The organism is Streptomyces sp. NPDC058291, assembly GCF_042880855.1.
Taxonomy (GTDB): Bacteria; Actinomycetota; Actinomycetes; order Streptomycetales; family Streptomycetaceae; genus Streptomyces.
The window spans coordinates 1-18,398 of the sequence record NZ_JBHVYK010000059.1; the positions used below are offsets into that span (position 1 = coordinate 1).

Annotated in this window: 11 protein-coding genes and 1 pseudogene; 7 read left to right on the top strand and 5 right to left on the bottom strand. The window is 69.5% G+C overall.

The features are described 5' to 3' along the window. Positions 1 to 269: 269 nt before the first annotated feature. Positions 270 to 1,304, bottom strand: coding sequence for a ribosome small subunit-dependent GTPase A (gene rsgA / locus ACFVYK_RS26040; RefSeq protein ID WP_389778165.1), 1,035 nt, complete (start codon positions 1,302 to 1,304; stop codon positions 270 to 272). A 628-nt stretch (positions 1,305 to 1,932) separates the two neighbouring features. Between rsgA and rox the strand changes: the two genes are divergently transcribed. Then, positions 1,933 to 3,360 carry a rifampin monooxygenase gene (gene rox / locus ACFVYK_RS26045; protein ID WP_389778166.1) on the top strand — a complete coding sequence of 476 codons (1,428 nt, stop codon included), beginning with the start codon at positions 1,933 to 1,935 and terminating at the stop codon, positions 3,358 to 3,360. 316 nt (positions 3,361 to 3,676) lie between these two features. Here the strand turns inward: rox and ACFVYK_RS26050 are convergent, their stop codons facing one another. Then, positions 3,677 to 5,164 (bottom strand): cellulose binding domain-containing protein, encoded by a 1,488-nt coding sequence (locus ACFVYK_RS26050; RefSeq protein ID WP_389778168.1) that lies wholly within the window; start codon positions 5,162 to 5,164, stop codon positions 3,677 to 3,679. Between the two features lie 486 nt (positions 5,165 to 5,650). Continuing rightward, complete coding sequence (locus tag ACFVYK_RS26055) at positions 5,651 to 6,970, bottom strand: radical SAM protein (RefSeq protein ID WP_389778169.1); 1,320 nt, start codon at positions 6,968 to 6,970, stop codon at positions 5,651 to 5,653. Positions 6,971 to 7,120: 150 nt separating this feature from the next. Between ACFVYK_RS26055 and ACFVYK_RS26060 the strand changes: the two genes are divergently transcribed. The 6 genes and pseudogenes from ACFVYK_RS26060 (at position 7,121) to ACFVYK_RS26085 (ending at position 16,291) form a co-directional block, all read left to right on the top strand. Further along, the gene (locus ACFVYK_RS26060) at positions 7,121 to 8,365 is read left to right on the top strand and encodes a D-arabinono-1,4-lactone oxidase (protein WP_389778171.1); all 1,245 of its coding nucleotides are present in this window, start codon (positions 7,121 to 7,123) and stop codon (positions 8,363 to 8,365) included. A 151-nt stretch (positions 8,366 to 8,516) separates the two neighbouring features. Beyond that, positions 8,517 to 9,770 carry an ROK family protein gene (locus tag ACFVYK_RS26065; RefSeq protein ID WP_389778172.1) on the top strand — a complete coding sequence of 418 codons (1,254 nt, stop codon included), beginning with the start codon at positions 8,517 to 8,519 and terminating at the stop codon, positions 9,768 to 9,770. A 453-nt stretch (positions 9,771 to 10,223) separates the two neighbouring features. Beyond that, a complete protein-coding gene (locus ACFVYK_RS26070; RefSeq protein WP_389778174.1) occupies positions 10,224 to 11,480 on the top strand; it encodes an ABC transporter substrate-binding protein in 1,257 nt (418 codons plus the stop codon). A 20-nt stretch (positions 11,481 to 11,500) separates the two neighbouring features. Further along, positions 11,501 to 12,466 carry a carbohydrate ABC transporter permease gene (locus ACFVYK_RS26075; protein ID WP_389778176.1) on the top strand — a complete coding sequence of 322 codons (966 nt, stop codon included), beginning with the start codon at positions 11,501 to 11,503 and terminating at the stop codon, positions 12,464 to 12,466. Continuing rightward, on the top strand, positions 12,463 to 13,359 hold the full coding sequence (locus tag ACFVYK_RS26080) for a carbohydrate ABC transporter permease (protein ID WP_389778178.1): 897 nt from the start codon (positions 12,463 to 12,465) through the stop codon (positions 13,357 to 13,359). The genes ACFVYK_RS26075 and ACFVYK_RS26080 overlap by 4 nt, the downstream gene beginning before the upstream one ends. Positions 13,360 to 13,371: 12 nt before the next feature. Continuing rightward, a pseudogene (locus ACFVYK_RS26085) lies at positions 13,372 to 16,291 on the top strand (glycoside hydrolase family 2 TIM barrel-domain containing protein). A 618-nt stretch (positions 16,292 to 16,909) separates the two neighbouring features. On the opposite strand, the gene ACFVYK_RS26090 reads toward ACFVYK_RS26085, so the two are convergent. Beyond that, complete coding sequence (locus ACFVYK_RS26090; RefSeq protein WP_389778180.1) at positions 16,910 to 17,701, bottom strand: isocitrate lyase/phosphoenolpyruvate mutase family protein; 792 nt, start codon at positions 17,699 to 17,701, stop codon at positions 16,910 to 16,912. Between the two features lie 143 nt (positions 17,702 to 17,844). Beyond that, positions 17,845 to 18,216, bottom strand: a complete 372-nt coding sequence (locus tag ACFVYK_RS26095) for a VOC family protein (protein ID WP_389778182.1) — start codon at positions 18,214 to 18,216, stop codon at positions 17,845 to 17,847. Between the last annotated feature and the right edge of the window lie 182 nt (positions 18,217 to 18,398).

Genomic DNA, 18,398 nt, shown 5'->3' on the forward strand with positions numbered 1-18,398 from the left:
GGGAGCGGGCCGTGCCGCCGGGGCACGGCCCGCTTGCCGCGAAGGACGCAGAAGGCCGCGGAAGGCTGCGGAGTCCGCAGCGATGGCAGAGAGGGTGTTGCACAGCGGGCGACCGGCGAGCAGTCTGGGAAACCGGTTACGCAACGGAAAGCGGCTTCGCGACGGGATTCCGTCGCGTCGGAGGTGAAACCGGTTACCGAAGGGGAAGCGCTACGAAATCGTTTCCCGCAAGACAACCGGTTACCCAGCGACTACTGCTAGCCGAACGGTTACCGAGGCGGTGCAGGCCGCCACGGCCCTCGGCCCCTTTTAGCGTCCCCCGCCGCCCGGCCTTCGGCCTGCCTTCGCTTCCAGTCCTGGCGTACGCCGGCCCGCATGCGGGCGTCGGACTTGGCGACGATCCACTGGTTCTCCCGGACGAGTTTGCGGTAACTCTCCAGTCTGCGCAGCGGTAGTTCGCCGTCGTCGACGGCCGCCCGCACGGCGCACCCCGGCTCGGCATCGTGCGCGCAGTCGTGGAACCGGCAGTCCCGGGCGAACTCCTCGATCTCCGCGAAGACTTGGCCGACACCTGTGCCGGCGTCCCAGAGGCCGACGCCGCGCAGGCCAGGCGTGTCGATGAGGACGCCGCCGCCGGGAAGCGGAAGCAGGTTGCGGGTGGTGGTGGTGTGCCGCCCCTTGCCGTCCATGTCACGGATGGCCTGGACGTCCATCACGTCTTCGCCGACGAGCGCGTTGGCGAGTGTGGACTTCCCCGCACCGGACGCCCCGAGCAGCACGGAGGTGCCGCGCCCGATCAGCGCAGCCAGTTCCTCGACGCCCTCGCCCTCCCGTGCGCGGACGGTCAGCACGGGCACACCGGGTGCGCTCGCCATGACGTCCTCGACCAGGTAGGACAACGCGATCGGGTCGGGCACCAGGTCGGCCTTGGTGAGCACGACGACCGGCTGGGCTCCGGACTCCCAGGCCAGGGCCAGGAACCGCTCGACCCGGCCGAGGTCGAGTTCGACCGCCAGGGACATCGCGACGACGGCGTGGTCGACGTTCGCGGCGAGGATCTGGCCCTCCGAGCGCTTGGAGGAGGTGGAGCGAACGAAGGCGGTACGGCGCGGAAGGAGCGTCCGCACGTATCGCGGGTCGCTGCCGACGGGGTCGAGGGCGACCCAGTCCCCCGTGCACACGACCTTCATCGGATCGCGGGGCACGACGAACTCCGTGTCGGCGCGGACCACGCCGGCCTCGGTAACGACGTCGCACATGCCTCGGTCGACGCGTACGACACGGCCGGGCAGCAGCTTCTCCATGAAATAGGGAAGGAACTCGGTTTCCCAGCCCTCGTCCCAGCCGTAGGCGGCGAGAGGATGCGAAGAAACCGATGACGAAGAGGAATGCAAGGGAGACCCTTCACAGGGGCAGCCTCGGCAACAATCCGCTTCCGCATGTGAAAGCGTTCACGTAAGTGAAGCAGAAGGGAACGGAAGGGCAAATCGGTTCAGCCGGAGACCGCGGAGGTGGAGTGAACGAACGTCTGGCCGCTGCGCACAGCGCCCCTCGTGGCGACAGTCATCGGTCACACCCCCTGTTCGTCGTACGGCTGACAACGGCGGCCTCCTCGGCCCCGCAAAGACCCGCCCAGGATAAGGGCGTCAGTATCCAGTTGCCACGCATTTTCCGGCAGGGACTGCGGAGGCAGCGAGGGCGTGAAAGACAGGAACGCGCCAAGCGTCGCGACGGTGTCGGCTGTCCGTCCACCGACCCGCCCCCGCATCCACCCGTCCATCCGAGTGGACGACAAAAGAGACAGAAAAAGGCAAGGAGGTAATCCTCTCCTTGCCACTCTCAACATATAGCGCATTGGGGGGCTTGCGGCAAGACCCCCGCCGCAACGGAGAATTCCCTGCCGAAACAGGAAACTACGGACAAGGGGTTGCGATGATTGATGTCGTCATCGTCGGCGGTGGGCCGACCGGGTTGATGCTGGCGGCCGAATTGCGGCTGGCCGGAGTGCGGACGGTCGTGTTGGAGAGGTTGACCGAGCCGACCGGGCAGTCCCGCGGCCAGGGCCTCCACACGCGCAGCGTCGAGATCATGGACCAACGAGGCCTGCTCGACAGGTTCCTCGCGGTCAGTGGGAAATTCCAAGCAGGCGGTTTCTTCGGCGGTGGCGCCACGTCGTGGCCGGATCGGCTGGACACGGCTCACCCCTACAGCCTTGCCACTCCCCAGCCGGTCACCGAGAAGCTGCTCGCCGAACGAGCCCTCGAACTCGGCGCCGAGATCCGCCGCGGCTGCGAAGTCGTCGGGCTGAGTCAGGACGAGGACGGGGTGACCGTCGGGCTGGCGGACGGCACGCGGCTGCGCTCGCGTTACCTCGTGGGCTGCGACGGCGGCCGCAGCAACGTGCGCAAGCTGCTCGGCGTCGGGTTTCCCGGCCAGCCCGCCACCGTCGAGACGCTGCTGGGCGAGATGGAGGCGACCGAGGAACCGGCGAAGATCGCCGCCGTCGTCGAAGAAGTCCACCGGACTGAGCCTCGATTCGGCGCCAACCCCCTCAAGGGCGGAACCTACCGCGTGGTGGTACCCGCCGACGGCGTGGCCGAGGACCGTTCGGCCACGCCGACCTTGGACGAGTTCAGGCAGCAGTTGCGGGCCTTCGCGGAAACCGATTTCGGCGTGCATTCACCGCGCTGGTTGTCCCGGTTCGGCGACGCGACGAAGCAGGCCGAGCGCTACCGGGTGGGCCGTGTGCTGCTGGCGGGCGACGCGGCGCACATCCACCCGCCGACCGGGGGGCAGGGGCTCAATCTGGGCGTCCAGGACGCGTTCAACCTCGGCTGGAAGCTGGCCGCGGAGGTGAACGGCTGGGCCCCGGATGGGCTGCTGGACACCTACCACGAGGAACGGCACCCGGTCGGCGCACGTGTCCTCGACAACACCCGGGCGCAGATCACGCTGTTGGGGGCCGACCCCGGGGCGACCGCACTGCGGAACCTCCTGTCCACGCTGATGGACTTCGAGGAGGTGAACCGGTACGTGACCGGGATGATCACGGCGGTCGACGTCCGTTATGACTTCGGCGAAGGCCACGAACTGCTCGGTCGGCGGTTGCGCGACGTGAAGCTGAAGCACGGCCGCCTCTACGAGCGGATGCATGCCGGTCACGGCCTTCTGTTCGACCAGACCGGCCGGCTCTCGCCGGAGGGCTGGGCGGACCGAGTGGATCACGTCGTCGACTTCAGCGATGAACTGGACGTGCCCGCAGTGCTGTTGCGGCCGGATGGCCACGTCGCCTGGGTGGGCGAAGACCAGCAGGACTTGATGCGTGCGCTCGGGAAGTGGTTCGGCGCAGCCGTCGCCTGAATCCGACACCTGGCGATGACAACGCCGGAGGCCGCGGCTGCGGCGACCTCAAGCACGCCACGACGTCAGCGATGAAACCGGTTGCAGAGCTGCTGTTTCCGTCGCGGTTCCTGTTGCTGTTTCCGTCGCGGTTCCTGTTGCGGTTGCAGCAAGCCGCGCTCAGCGACACCAGGCAGCCTCAGCGCCGCACGGTCGGCGGGCCTGCCGATGTTCCCATGGCCTGCAGACCAGCGCGTCGACGCCGGCGGGCCGCCATGCCCCGAGAGGCCGCCGTGCCTCGCCGGGCGGGGCCGGGGCCCGATCAGCCTTCGCCTCCTCAAGAAGCGGTGCACGTCTTCCCGTTGAGGGTGAAGGCGTAGGGCGCCGTGTTCTTGTTGTGCCAGGAGGCGAGGAACCCGAAGGTGAGGGTGCCGTTCGCGGAGACGGTCCGGTTGTAGTCGGCGGCCGTCGCGGTGACGCGGGAGCCGTTCTGCGCGAGGCTCGCGTCCCACATCTGGTCCACCCGCTGACCGTCCCGGAAGGACCAGGCCACGCGCCAGGAGTCGAGGGCGTCGGCGGTCGTGACGGTGACGGTGGCCTGGAAACCGTCCGGCCACTGGTTGACGAGGTCGTAGCGGACCTCGCAGGCCGCCTCGCTCTCGCTCCCCCCGGCGCCCGCCGTGGACGAGGAGGTGCCCTGGGGCTCGGGATCGGGTTTGCTCGCATGGGCGGAGCCGTCGGCCGACGGCGTGTCCTCGCCGGACGGCGCCGGACCGGACGAGGACGGCGTGGCGGAGGTGGCCGGCGAGGCGGGCGGCCCGGCGGAGCCTGGACCGGCCACCGGGCTGCTGTCCGTGGGGCCGCTCTTGGCGGTGACGTCGCCCCCGCTGTCGCCGGGCATCATCGAGACGGCGAGGGCCAGCCCGGAGACGAGGACGGCGGCGGTGAGCAGGGCGTTGCGCCGCACGCGTGCCTTGTTGGCGGCGGCTCGTTGGGCCGCGCCCTCGGGGTCGGAGGTGTCGGGGCGTCCGGGGCCGAGGCGCACCTCGGCGGCCCGGCGGCGCCGCTCCAGGTAGGCGAGGCCGCCCCAGCCGATCACGCCCTGGGCGAGGGCCGCGGGCAGTCCGCCCCCGTGCAGGCGCAGACAGGCGGCGGCCTCCGCGCACTCCACGCAGGTGGCGAGGTGCCGGGAGAGGTCCGGCGGGGTGTCGGCGGCGGGCGATCGGGTGACCGCGTCGAGCAGCCGGACGTAGCTGCGGCACTCCGCGTCCATCGGCGTGTCGAGATGGTTGCGGTGACAGCGGTCTCGAAACAGGCCGCGGACTTCGTTGAGTTCTTCCACTGCGGCGGCCGGGTCCAGGCCCTGACGGCGGACGACGGAGTGCAGCGGCAGCGCCTCGACCTCCGCCAGCCACAGAAGGGCCGCGTCCGGTTCCTGCATGTCACGCAGACCGCGCAGGGCGATGGGACGGCTCAGGGGCGGTCCGACGTACCGTGCGGCCTTCCCCGAGTTCAGCCACAGGCGCAGGTCGGGGTCGAGTTTGTGGCCCTGGCCCTGGGCCTCCCAGGCGGCCGCCGTGGCGCGTACGGCGGTCAGCAGCAGGGGGATCCGGGGCAGCCGGGACGAGCGGCGTCCAGCGCCTCGCGCGGTGCCGTCCTCGGCGGCGCGGGCTTCGCGTATGCCGAGCGCGAACGCCTCTCGGGCCAGCTGATTCGCCGCGGTCGAGCCGGACGTGCACAGGTCCGCGTACGACAGGACGGCGTCCCAGCACTCGGAGAACAGCGCGGCCTCGGCGGCGTCCTTCGGGGTCGGCAGGTCGGGCATGGGTCTCCTGCATCCACAAGCGAGGTCAACTCACCATGACGGGGACGGAGTTGGGGGGAACCTCGCGGCAGGGGCAGAGCTTTTCACGTTTCCAACACAACTGACAAGCGCCCTGTTCAGATGTCATGTCAGGACAGGAGGACAGGACACGCAGGGCGGCCGCGCCCGCCACTCCGGCCTCCAGTACGGACGCCGACCGCTTCACATTCAACGCCGACAGCATATTTCGCAACCGGGTTCACGTTCGAAACCGATTTCTCCAACATTTCCCACCAGACCGCCCCGGAAGGCCTGGCGCGACGCCCTCTGCCTGGCTTGGCGTTGCCGGATGACCGGCTTGCCGCGTTGCCGAGCTACCGACTTGCCGAGCTACCGGCCTGTCGGGCTACCGGGTGGCCGAACCGCCGCGTCGCCGAACTGCCTGCTTCGAAACCGCTTCCAGGACCACAGGACCATCCGTCCGGGGACTTCCGGAGCTTCCGGCGACTATACGGTCGCCGTGTCCTGAGCCGGAAGGCTGTCCATGAAGGAACTCACGGAGAACACCGCGCGGCCGGGTCCGGGCGGGCCGTAGCCGGGCGGCGAGGAGAGGCCGAACTCGTCCATCGTCGCGCGGTAGGCCTGCAGCAGCCGGATGTGGTACTCCAGCGGCGCACCCTGCGGGTTGGCCTTGCCGAGCGGGGTCGTCGGCTCCGGGCACCAGGTGGTGAAGCGGGGCGTGATCCCGTGCGACATGAAGAAGCGCAGGCCCTCGGTGGTGGAGGCGATGGCCTCGTCGACGGACCCGAAACCGAACGGCTCGGCCATCTCGACCCCCGCGACGAAGTTCGGGATGACGTTGCGGGCGCCGAAGATCTCCGCCGAGTCGAGGATCCGCTTGTGCCACTCGTCGCGGCCGACGTAGCGCTCCTTGCCCGGGCAGTACAGCTCGAACAGCCTGCGGTCCCAGACCTCGTAGTTCGGGTGGTAGATCTGCACTCCGTAGTCCTTGAAGCGCTGCACGTCGTCGCGGGGCAGCGCCTGGGCGACGACCTTGCCGATCCAGCGGCCCGGGAAACGCTCCTCGATGGCCTTGGCATAGTGGCCGTAGAAGTCGGCCTCGTCGCGGCCGGCGACGGTCTTGGTGATCGCGCCGCCGGTGAGCGTGTAGGCGGTGGAGGCCCTCTGGGTGTCGTAGCGGTCGATGATCTCCAGGGCTTCGAGGACTTCCTCGACGTCCTTCACGCCCGTATAGGGCCGCCCGGCCGCCTTGTGCTGACGCCAGTTGTGGTTGATGTCGCAGTACTGGCACTCCTCCTTGGCGCCGAAGTACTGACACACCCGGAAGACGGTCAGGTAGATCAGGTAACCCCACTGGATGGTGGGCGCCACCTCCATGACCGACTTGCCGTTGGAGAGCTTGTGCCGGTAGTACTCCGGCATCGGCGGCACCCCGACGTCGGCGATGCGCTGTCCGTCGAGGTAGAGGCCGAGCAGGCCCTCGTCGTCCGCCGCGACGCGATACGGCGAGGTGGGGTTCACCCGGACCGAGACGACCGTGCGCCGCAGGTCGTAGGGGCCCCCAGTGAGGATGATCTCCTCCGGCGGGCGGCGCAGCGCGGCCTCGCCCAGCTCGGGCAGGGTGCCGTGGTCGAAGGAGAAGATGAAGTACGACTTCGGCTTGACCTCCCCCGACTCGTTGTCGCTGAGGGCGGAGGCGTCGAAGGCCACGCCTCCGCGCAGCAGGTCCTCCTTGATGACGGCCTCCCGCGGAACATGCGGAAACCGCTCCATCAGATCCTCGACCAGCGCGGTACGGCTGCCCATCCGACTCTCCTCCCGGCTCAGGCGTACGACTCCTCACGGTATGCCCCTGCCGGCGCGGAGGTGGGGGCGGGGGGCCTCGTGTTGCGGGCAGGGTAGGTTCCACCTGGGAACCGAGGGTTCTCGATCTCCTCGGGAGGGACGAGCAGTCGCATGACGGAAACCGTTACCAACTGGGCCGGCAACATCGTCTTCGCCGCGAAGGACGTGCGCCGGCCGGACTCCCTCGGCGCACTGCGCTCGCTGGTGGCGGACAGCTCGCGGGTGCGTGTGCTCGGCAGCGGGCACTCGTTCAACAAGATCGCCGACCCGGGCGGCGACGGGGTGCTGCTGTCGCTGGGCGGGCTGCCGGCCGAGATCGACGTGGACGGGTCGGCCCGGACCGTGCGGGTGGGCGGTGGCGTCCGGTACGCCGAGCTGGCGCGCCGGGTGCACGAGCGGGGGCTCGCGCTGGCGAACATGGCGTCCTTGCCGCACATCTCGGTCGCCGGCTCGGTGGCGACCGGCACGCACGGTTCGGGAGTCGCGAACGGTCCGCTGGCCGGCGCGGTGCGAGAGGTGGAGATCGTCACCGCCGACGGCTCCACCGTCGTCGTCGGACGCGGCGACCGCCGGTTCGACGGGACCGTCACGTCCCTGGGCGCCCTCGGGGTCGTCACCGCGCTGACCCTCGACCTGGAACCCGCTTACGAGGTGGAACAGCACCTTTTCACCGAACTCCCCTTGGAAGGGCTCGACTTCGAGACCGTCGCGGGTGCGGCGTACAGCGTCAGCCTGTTCACGGACTGGGGTGCGCCCGGGTTCCGGCAGGTGTGGCTGAAGCGGCGCACGGACGAGCCGCTCGCCGAGTTCCCGTGGGCCACGCCCGCCGTGGAGGCCCTGCATCCGGTGCCGGGGATGCCGGCCGTCAACTGCACCGCGCAGTTCGGTGTGGCGGGGCCGTGGCACGACAGGCTGCCGCACTTCCGGGCGGAGTTCACCCCGAGCAGCGGAAACGAGTTGCAGAGCGAGTATCTGTTGCCGCGTCGGCATGCCGTCCGGGCCCTGCAGGCGATCGACGGCATCCGGCGGACGGTGGCCCCCGTGCTGCAGATCTGCGAGGTGCGGACCGTGGCGGCCGACGAGCAGTGGCTGAGCCCCTCCTACGGGCGGGACACGGTGGCGCTCCACTTCACCTGGGTGGAGGACACGACGGTCGTGCTGCCGGTGGTGCGTGCGGTGGAGGCGGCGCTGGAGCCGTTCGAGCCGCGGCCTCACTGGGGCAAGGTCTTCGAGCTGGCTCCGGGCATGGTCCGCGGCCGCTACCCCCGGATCGACGACTTCGCCGCCCTCGCGCGGGAGCTGGATCCGGTCGGCAAGTTCAGCAACGTCTTCGTCCGGGACGTCCTCGGCGGCTGACGTCCGACGGCTTCCGCCTACTTTATAAAGCCCCTTTCCTAACCCCTTGTCGAACCGGGCGGCACGCCATAGCCTGGCGCGGCGCCGATGTCGTCGCGGTGCCGGCCCGCCCCGTGCACAGGGGACGGAAGGGATGAGGGGGGCACGTTCCATGAAGCGCGGCACGTCACGGGACATCCGCACCGCGAACCGCTACGAGGTGCTGCGCCAGATCATCGCCGCTTCGCCCACCTCCCGGCAGGAGCTCGCGGCCGCGACGGGGCTCTCGCTCGCCACCGTCGCCACGCTGGTCGGCGAGCTGCTCGACCTCCGCATGATCACGGAGGTCGGTTTCGAGGACTCGGCGGGCGGCCGCCCCCGGGGACTCGTGGCCGTCAACGCGTCGGGGGGCGCGTTGATCGGCGTGGACATCGCGGAGACGTACGTCCACGTCGAGCTGTTCGATCTCGCGCTGAACGTGCTGGCGCGCGCCGAGGAGAACATGCGGCCGGGTGAGAGCCGTCCGCAGCAGGTGGTGAGCCATGTCGCCGCGGCCGCCGGTTCGGTGGTCGCGCAGGCCGGCGTCGAGGCCGCGCGGGTGCTCGGCGTCGGGGTCAGCGTGCCGGGTCAGGTGGATCGCGCCACCGGCGTCTCCGAGTACGCGCCCAACTGGGACTGGCACGACGTGCCGTTGCTCGATCTGCTGGCCGAACACATCGCGTATCCGCTGTACTTGGACAACCCGCTGCGGGCCGGCGCGGTCGCCGAGCTGTGGTTCGGGGCAGCGCGCGGACACGGGGACGCCGTGGTGGTCAACCTCGGGACGGGCGTCGGAGCGGGCCTGGTGCTCGGCGGTGGTCTGCACCGGGGGGTGAGCAACAGCGCCGGGGAGTGGGGGCACACCACTCTCGTGCTGGACGGCCGGCTGTGCCGTTGCGGCAACCACGGGTGCGTGGAGGCGTACGTCGGCGCCCCCGGCATCATGCAGAATCTGCGGGAACTCAGCCCGCACAGCCCGCTGTTGCACTCCGACGACCAGACCGCCACCATCGACGCGCTGGCGGCCGCGGTCGCCGCGAAGGAACCGGTGGCCCTCAAGGTCGTCCGCGAGACCGCCCGTTACCTCGGCGCGGGCATCGCCAACCTGATCAACGTGCTCAATCCCGAGGTGGTCGTGCTGAGCAGCTGGGTCGCCGCCCGGCTCGGCGAACCCCTCCTGGGGGAGGTGCGCGAGGCGGTGGCGCGGCACGCGCTGAAGCGGCCGCTGGCCGCCAACCGGATCGTCATCAGCCCCATTCCGACCGACCCGGCCTGCCTGGGCGCGGCGACGTTCGCACTGGAGGGGGCGCTGCAGTCCGTCGGACAGCGAAACGTCAGACGCACCGCCTCCGTGGGCGTGCGCAGCCGTACGTCGCCGTCCGCGTGAACGGTCGCCCGCAGGACGACTGTCCGACGACGCAGGACGGCGAGCGCACGAGCAGCCGGCCGCGTCGCCCTCATGAGGGTCGAAGGGCGCGACGGTGAAGCGCGGCGCGGGACGTGACGGATCCGTCGGGCCCACGGGGGCCTGAGCGGGCGGTGGTTCGCCCGCGGGTCACCCCTTTGAACCGAGGGCCGCCGGCCCTGACACCGGCGGCCCTCATCCCGCGCACCGCACGCTTGGCGTCCGCCGCACTCGGCTTCCCCCGCGCCTCGCGCCGCGAACGCCTCTGTTCGCCATCCCGAACCGAACACAACGCTTCGAACAGGCTTCGTCCAACCCCTTGCCGAAGCCTTAGCCGAAGGTTAACGTCCCGCACCGCAACGCCATTTGAGCCCCCCGGCACCGAAGCCGTCGAGCCGCAGCCGTACTCGAGACAAGGACGTCACCATGTCGGCAATGAGCAACAGCAACTGGTCCCGCCGATCCCTCTTCCGGGCCGCGGCCGGCATGGCCGCGGCCGGGACGCTCGCCGCGTGCGGCAGCAACAACGGCAGAAGCGGAGGGTCGGGCTCGGGCGTCAACCTGACGCAGTTCTTCCACGCGTACGGCGAGCCGGGCACCGAGCAGGCGATCAAGAAGTACGCGAAGGCCTACGACAAGGCGGACGTGACCACTCAGTGGATCACGAGTGCCGACTTCGAGAGCAAGCTCTTCGCGACGTTGCTCACCAAGAGCGCGCCCGACCTCTTCGAGTTCCACCCGCAGATCCAGTTGATCAGGAGCGGGCAGGTGGCGGATCTGACCGACATCGTCGAGCCGGTCAAGAGCGACTTCAACCCGGCCGACATCACCTCGCACACGGTGGACGGGAAGATATACGGCGTCCGCATGATCGACGACCCGCAGTTCTTCTTCTATCGCAAGTCGATGCTGGAGAAGGCCAAGGTCCAGGTGCCGACCACGCTCGACGAACTGATCGAGGCCGCCGCCAAACTCACCACCGGCAAGGTCAAGGGCCTGTACATGGGCAACGACCTGCACAACGTCATCAACCCGATGATCTGGTCGGCCGGCGCCGACACCCTCGACGACAAGAACCAGATCGCCTACCACACCCCCGGCGTCATCGAGGGTCTGAAGAAGATGCGCAAGCTGTTCACCAGCGGCCATCTCCTGCTCGGCGCCCCGACCGAGTCCTGGGACCCGTCCTCCCTCAACCAGGGCCTGTGCGCCATCCAGTTCTGCGGCATGTGGGCGATGCCGGGCATCCAGAAGGCGCTCGGCGACGACTGGGGCGTCTTCCCGTTCCCCAAGACCGTCGACGCCGGCAAGCAGTCGGTCTACAACGGCGGCTGGTCGATGTTCGTCAACGCCAAGGGCAAGAACGTCGACGCGGCCAAGGAGTACGTCAAGTGGCTGTGGCTCGACCAGAAGCAGTACCAGGAGGACTGGGCCACCTCCTTCGGCTTCCACATCCCGCCGCGCACCTCGATCGCCCAGAGCGCCGACAAGCTCAAGTCGGGCAACGCCGCTGAGGGCGTCAGGCTCTTCAACGAGTTCGGGCACTTCGACAACATCGGCTGGACCCAGGCCATGATCACCTCGCTCGAGGACGTCTTCGCCAACGCGGTCCGCAAGGACATGGACCCGGAGGCCGCGCTGGACAAGGCCGACACGGCCGTCAACCGCGAACTCAAGAAGCTGTTCGGATAGGCCGCGGGACGGACCACGACATGTCGACGACCCAGACGCGCGACCTCGCGAGCCCCGCCCCGGCGAAGGCCTCACCGGCCAAGCCGCGGCGGGGACTGCGGGGCAGCCCCACCGCCAACTTCTGGCTCTTCACCGGGCCCTTCCTCATCGGCCTGGCGATCTTCGTCTACGCCCCGATCCTGTGGAGCATCTGGCTCAGCTTCTTCGAGGCCCGCTTCACCGTCACACCCGACAAGTTCGTCGGCTTCGAGAACTACACGTACATGCTGACGAACGACGACTTCGTCGGCTCGCTCGTCACCTTCACCGTCTTCGCCGCGTTCATCGTGCCCACCACCTGGGCGCTCTCGCTGGGGCTGGCCCTGCTGGTGAACCGGCTGCGGTTCATGCGGGCGTTCTTCCGTTCGGTGTTCTTCCTGCCGACCGCCTGCAGCTATGTGGCCGCCGCCCTGATCTGGAAGATGTCCATTTTCAGCGGGGTCCGCTTCGGCATGATGAACACGGTCCTCAGCTGGTTCGGGGTCGAGAACATCGCCTGGCTGGCCGACCCGAACCCGCCCTGGTACTGGGTCGTCATCGTCTCGGCCCGGCTGTGGCTGCAGTCCGGTTTCTACATGATTCTGTTTCTGGCCGCGTTGCAGAACATTCCGGGTGAGCTGTACGAGGCCGCCGCCATCGACGGCGCCAAGCCGGGATGGCAGACATTCCGTCACATCACCTTGCCGCAGTTGCGCGCCACGTCCACCGCGGTGATCCTTTTGCTGCTGATCGCCGCGTACCAGGCCTTCGACGAGTTCTTCAACCTGCTGTCGAAGACGACGTGGGGTCGTCCGCCCCTCGTCGAGCTGTACTACAAGGCCCTGGGCGAGAGCCAGGACTACGGCTCCGGCAGCGCGGGCGCGGTCATCCTGACCGTGCTGATCTGTGCCGTGACCCTGCTCCAGGGCAGGTTCCTGGGCTTCGGAAGGGGGGAGGAGTCCAAGTGACGACCACACTGCCCGAGGTGGGAGAGTCCGCACCGCCGTCGGACCAACCGCGCCGGCAGCGGCGCGGCGGCGGGGTGATGAGCTCCACCGGCCTCTACGTCGCCACCGGCATCGCCGGCTTCTTCTTCCTCGTCCCCTTCTACCTGCTGATCCGCAACGCCCTGTCCACGGACGCCGAGATCACCGGAGAGAACTGGAAGTTCTTTCCCACGCACCTGCAGTGGGGCAACGTCAGCGAACTGTTCTCCGACGAGACGGTGCCCTTCGCCCAGTCCCTGTGGAACTCCGCGGTCGTGGCCACCCTGCACACGGCCGGCGTCCTGCTGGTGTGCTCCCTCGCCGGCTACGGCCTCGCCCGCATCCCCTACCGGCACGCCAACAAGGTCTTCTACGCCGTGCTGGGCACCCTGATGGTCCCCACGGCGGTCACCTTCGTCCCGAGCTTCGTCCTGGTGTCCTCACTCGGCTGGGTGGACACCTACCGGGGTCTGATCGTCCCGGGACTGTTCAGCGGTTTCACGTGCTTTCTGTTCCGGCAGTACTTCCTCGGGTTCCCCAAGGAACTGGAGGAGGCGGCGCGGGTGGACGGACTCGGTTACTGGGGCGCGTACTGGCGCATCGTGGTGCCCAACTCGCTGAACTTCTTCGCGGCGATGGCGACCATCACGTTCATCAACGGCTGGAACTCCTTCCTGTGGCCGCTGGTCATCGGCCAGGACCCGGGTTCGTGGACCGTCCAGGTCGCGCTCTCCAACTACATGACCAACCAGACCGTCGTCTTCCACCTGATCTTCATGGCGACCGCCTTTTCCATCCTGCCCCTGGTGTTCGTGTTCCTCTTCCTCCAGCGCTGGCTGGTGCAGGGGATCGCGCAGACCGGCATCAAGGGCTGACCTAGGAGACCGATGTCCTTGCGCACCTCCCCCTCCCCCGGTTCCGCTCGAGTCCCCTCCCCCGGTTCCGCCCGAGCGGGTGGCACCCCGTCCGTCGATTACGTCGAGAACGTCTCGCCGGGCCACGGAGCCCTCCCGCCTCGCGCCTGGTACGCGTCCTCGGACGCGAAGTCGCTGTCGCTCGACGGGCGGTGGCGGCTGCGCGTCTCGGCGACGACCGACGCCGAGGACGACGCGTTCGCCGCGGAGGGGTACGACGCCGGGGACTGGGCCGAGGTCACGGTCCCCGGCCACTGGGTGCTGCAGGGCGAGGGAGCGTTCGGCTCGCCGATCTACACCAACCACCTCTACCCCTTCCCGGTCGACCCGCCCCGGGTGCCGACGGAGAACCCGACCGGCGACCACCTGAGGGTCTTCGACCTCCCCGAGGGGTGGCCTGACGTTTCTGAAGGCGGTTTCGTCCTCCGTTTCGACGGCGTCGAGTCCTGCGCGCGGGTCTGGTTGAACGGCACGGACATCGGTGAGTTCAAGGGGTCGCGGCTGGCGCACGAGTTCGCGGTCGGGCACCTGCTCCGGCCGAGCGGAAACGTCCTGGCGGTCCGCGTCCACCAGTGGTCGGCGGGCTCGTATCTGGAGGACCAGGACCAGTGGTGGCTGCCGGGCATCTTCCGTGACGTGACCCTGCTGCACCGTCCCGCGGGCAGCGTGCTCGATTTCTTCGTGCACGCCTCCTACGACCACGTCACGGGCGAGGGCGCCCTGCGCGTCGACTCCGATGTCGACGGCCGGGTGACCGTGCCCGCCCTGGGCATCGATGTCGCGACCGGGGAAGCGGTTACTGTGTCGGTGCAGCCGTGGACGGCGGAAACGCCCACGCTGTACGACGGAGGGCGAACGCGTGCCCCTGCGCATCGGTTTCCGCACCGTCGAACTGGCGGACGGGCTGATCAAGGTCAACGGCCGACCGATCCTCTTCAAGGGCGTCAACCGGCACGAATGGCATCCTGAGACGGGCCGCGCCCTCGATCTGGAGACGATGCGCGAGGACGTGCTGCTGATGAAGCGGCACAACGTCAACGCCGTCCGCACCTCGCACTACCCGCCGCACCCGGCCTTCCTCGACCTGTGTGACGAGTACGGTCTGTGGGTGATCGACGAGTGCGATCTGGAGACCCACGGCTTCGTCGAACAGGACTGGCGGGACAACCCCGTCGACGACGACCGCTGGACCCCCGCCCTCCTCGACCGCGCCGCCCGCATGGTCGAGAGGGACAAGAACCACCCGTCGATCGTCATGTGGTCCCTGGGCAACGAGGCCGGCACCGGGCGCGGGCTGACCGCGATGGCCGAGTGGATCCACGGCCGCGACGCCTCCCGCCTCGTGCACTACGAGGGGGACGTCAACTGCCGTGATACAGACGTTTATTCACGCATGTACGCCTCCCACGAGGAGGTCGAGCGGATAGGGCAGGGGCTGGACGGCGGCGCCCTCGGTCGGCGTCGACTCCCCTTCATCCTCTGCGAGTACGCGCACGCCATGGGCAACGGCCCCGGCGGACTCGCCGACTACCAGCGGATCTTCGAGGCCCACGACCGGCTCCAGGGCGCTTTCGTGTGGGAGTGGATCGACCACGGCGTCAAGCATGCGCGGCTGGGCTACGCCTACGGCGGCGACTTCGGCGAGGAACTGCACGACGGCAACTTCGTCTGCGACGGCCTGGTCTTCCCCGACCGCACCCCCTCCCCCGGTCTCGTCGAGTTCAAGAAGGTGATCGAGCCGGTCGCCCTGGACGCGACCGACTCGGGCACGGTCCGCGTCAGCAACAAGCAGGACTTCGCCGACCTCTCGGCACTGGACTTCACCTGGGCGTTCCAGGCGGACGGCGAGACCGTGGCGTCCGGCCCGCTCGCGGTGCCGCCGCTCGCAGCGGGCGAGTCGGCCGACGTGAAGCTGCCGGAGCCGCCGGCCGGGGCCCCGGCCGGTGCGGAGACGGGCTGGACCGTCCGGGCCGTCCTGGCCGAGGACACCGCCTGGGGGCCGGCGGGACATGTGGTCGCCTGGGGTCAAGTGGCCGTCTCAACAAGGACGTTGCCGTCCATCGCACCGGCCGTCGCACCGGTCGTCGGCGAACGGCTCGTCACCCTGGGCCCGGCCGCCTTCGACGCCCGCACGGGCGAGCTGCGGACCCTCGGCCCGGTACCGGTGACCGGGCTGCGCCTGGACGTGTGGCGGGCTACCACCGACAACGACGACGGCGCCCCCTGGCAGTCGGACGTCCGCCACGGCCTGCTCTGGCGCAAGCTGGGCCTGCACCGGATGCGGCACCGGCTGGACGCGGTCGAACTCAGCGGCGACGCCCTGACGGTGCGGACCCGAGTGGCGCCTGCCGGCTGGGAGGTGGGCCTGTCGACGGCCTACCGATGGACGTCCGACGGCGACCGCGTGCGGCTGACCGTCTCGGTGACCCCCGAGGGCGACTGGACGGTGCCGCTCCCCCGCCTGGGCATCCGCTTCGGGCTGTCCGGGGCCGACCGGGTGACGTGGTTCGGCGGCGGCCCCGGCGAGGCCTATCCCGACAGCAGGTCGGCGTCCGAGGCCGGCCGCTGGCAGTCGACCGTGGACGCCCTGCAGACGCCGTACGTCCGACCTCAGGAGAACGGCGCCCGCGCCGACGTCCGCTGGGCCGAACTCGGCGGGCTGCGCATCGAGGGGGACCCCGAGTTCTGGTTCACGGCGCGGCGCTGGACCACCGAGCAGTTGGACGCCGCCGCCCACCGCACCGACCTGGTCCCGGGCGAGACGGTGTGGGTCAACCTCGACCACGCTCAGCACGGCCTCGGCTCCCAGTCCTGCGGCCCGGGCCCGCTGCCCCGGTACTTCCTGAACGCGGCGCCCGCACGGTTCTCGTTCGTCTTCACGGCCACCGGCTGACCATCGGGCCCTACGACGCCGCTGCCCGCCCCGCATCGACCGGACGCGACCGGCTCCGTCCGACCCTGTTCGACCCCGCTCGCCCCGACCAGGCAGGACTGTAGGGGCTGAGGGGACAGAAGAGATCAATCCATTGACCGTTTGATCGACAGTCCGACACGGTGTTGACGTCTCCCGCGGCCGACCGGCTCTCTCCTGCCGGCCGGCCGCGCCTTGCTGGAGGTCGAAGGAGTGATCGGCGGCATCGAGGTGCGCGGCCTGTCCCGCGCCTTCCACACCACCGTCCGCCGACCCGGCCTCGTCGGAGGCCTGCGTTCCCTGGTGGAGGCTGGCGCTGGCGCCGGCACTGATTCCGGCCATGAGGCTGCCGCGGCGGCGAAAAAGTGGAAAACGGTTGCCGGCCTGACGGCGGATGCCCCGACGGGCGGTTCGGGGAAACGGTTACCCAGAGCCCGAGCACGTTCCGCGATTACTGCCTGCTGGAGGCCGGCGGCGGCTTCGGCGCACCGCGGGATGTGCGGCGCTCGAGGGACGGTCCAGCCATGGCGAGCGACACCCTGCACATGGCGTCACCCGCACTGGCCATGGGAGAGGGACGAGTCCGGCAAGGGACGCCGGTCAGAAGACGGCCGCGTCGGGCGCGCCGAGACTCAACGTCTCCTCGTACGTCGGCGTACGCCCGCTCGGACGACGTCCTTGACTGATCTCGTCCATTGCCTCCAACGCCGCGCCGAGAGCTCGCCGGTACAGAAACGAACCGAGGCTGATGCGGCTCACGCCCAGGTCGGCCAGGTGGGAGACGGTGGGGCCGCTCGGCGAGTAGAGGATGTTGAGCGGAACGTCGAGCCGGGCGACGAGCGCGGCGATCCGCCGGCCATCGGCCAGGCCGGGGACGAACACACCGTCGGCGCCCGCCTGTTGGTAGGCGTCGAGCCGGGAGAACGTCTCTGCTTCGTCGTGTCCACCGAGCCAGTACGTGTCCGTTCGCGCGTTGACGAACAGCTGGGGTGCGGCGGATTTGGCAGCCGTGATCTTCGCCGCGTGCCGGTCGACCGCTCCCATCCCGTCTTCGAGATTGATGCCGACCGCACCGGCTGCCGCCAGCTGACGTGCGAACTCACCGACTTCATCCGGATCCTCGCTGAAACCGTTTTCAGCGTCGACCGACAAGAGAAACGGTTGCGACCCGAGCAGCAGCGCCAGCTTCATCGTCCCGTCCCGAGTGGCCGCCGCTCCGTCCGGCAGACCCGCTGCCGAAGCCACAGCGAGACTAGTCGTTCCGATCGCCGGAAAGCCCTGCCCAGCCAGGGCCACCGCAGAGGCGTGGTCCCAGGCATTGGGCAGGAGAAGGGGAGTCTCGGCGTGGTGAAGGGTCGAGAAGGAGCTCGGGGTGGCGCTGGGTGGACGCATGCTGCTCAACGTAGCGGCGTGTCTGTTCGGCGGACGGCGAATCGTTTCCTGCGACCGACCTCCACAACCCCCGCGACCCGACAGTCATTGCGGAGTGGTCTGTGCGGAGCTGTCCGTTGCCGTGTCTCGGCGCAGCCGCAATGTCACCCGGCCGCCCGCTCCCCCGCACTGCGCTCGACACAGAACTCGTTGCCCTCGGGGTCGGCCAGAACCGCCCACCCGGTGCCGTCAGGCTTGCGGCGGTCGTCGACGAGGGTGGCGCCGAGGGCCAGCAGGCGCTCGACCTCCTCCTCCCGTGTACGGTCCTGCGGCTGCAGATCGAAGTGGATCCGGTTCTTCCGGCTCTTGGCCTCCGGGACCGTCACGAAGAGCAGTCGTGCGCCCTCGATCAGCGCCTCCTCGTCGCCTGGCTTGTCGTCCTCATGAAGAGGCTGGCCGAGCACCTCGGACCAGAAACCGGCGAGGGCGTAGGCGTCGGAGCAGTCGATCGTCACATGGCGCAAGGCAGAAGTCATGGGGGGATTCTTGTGGAAGCGGTTACGCACGGCAACGGGGATTTCCTTCGCGACAGGGCTGCGGCGGTCGCGCCGTACGACGAACGAGGTCCCCTGCTCGCGGGGCGAGCAGCCGCGAAGGGCACCGCCCACGCCCGCCGGCGCCCCTCCCCTCACGCCCCGACTGCGCGACGGTGCCCCCG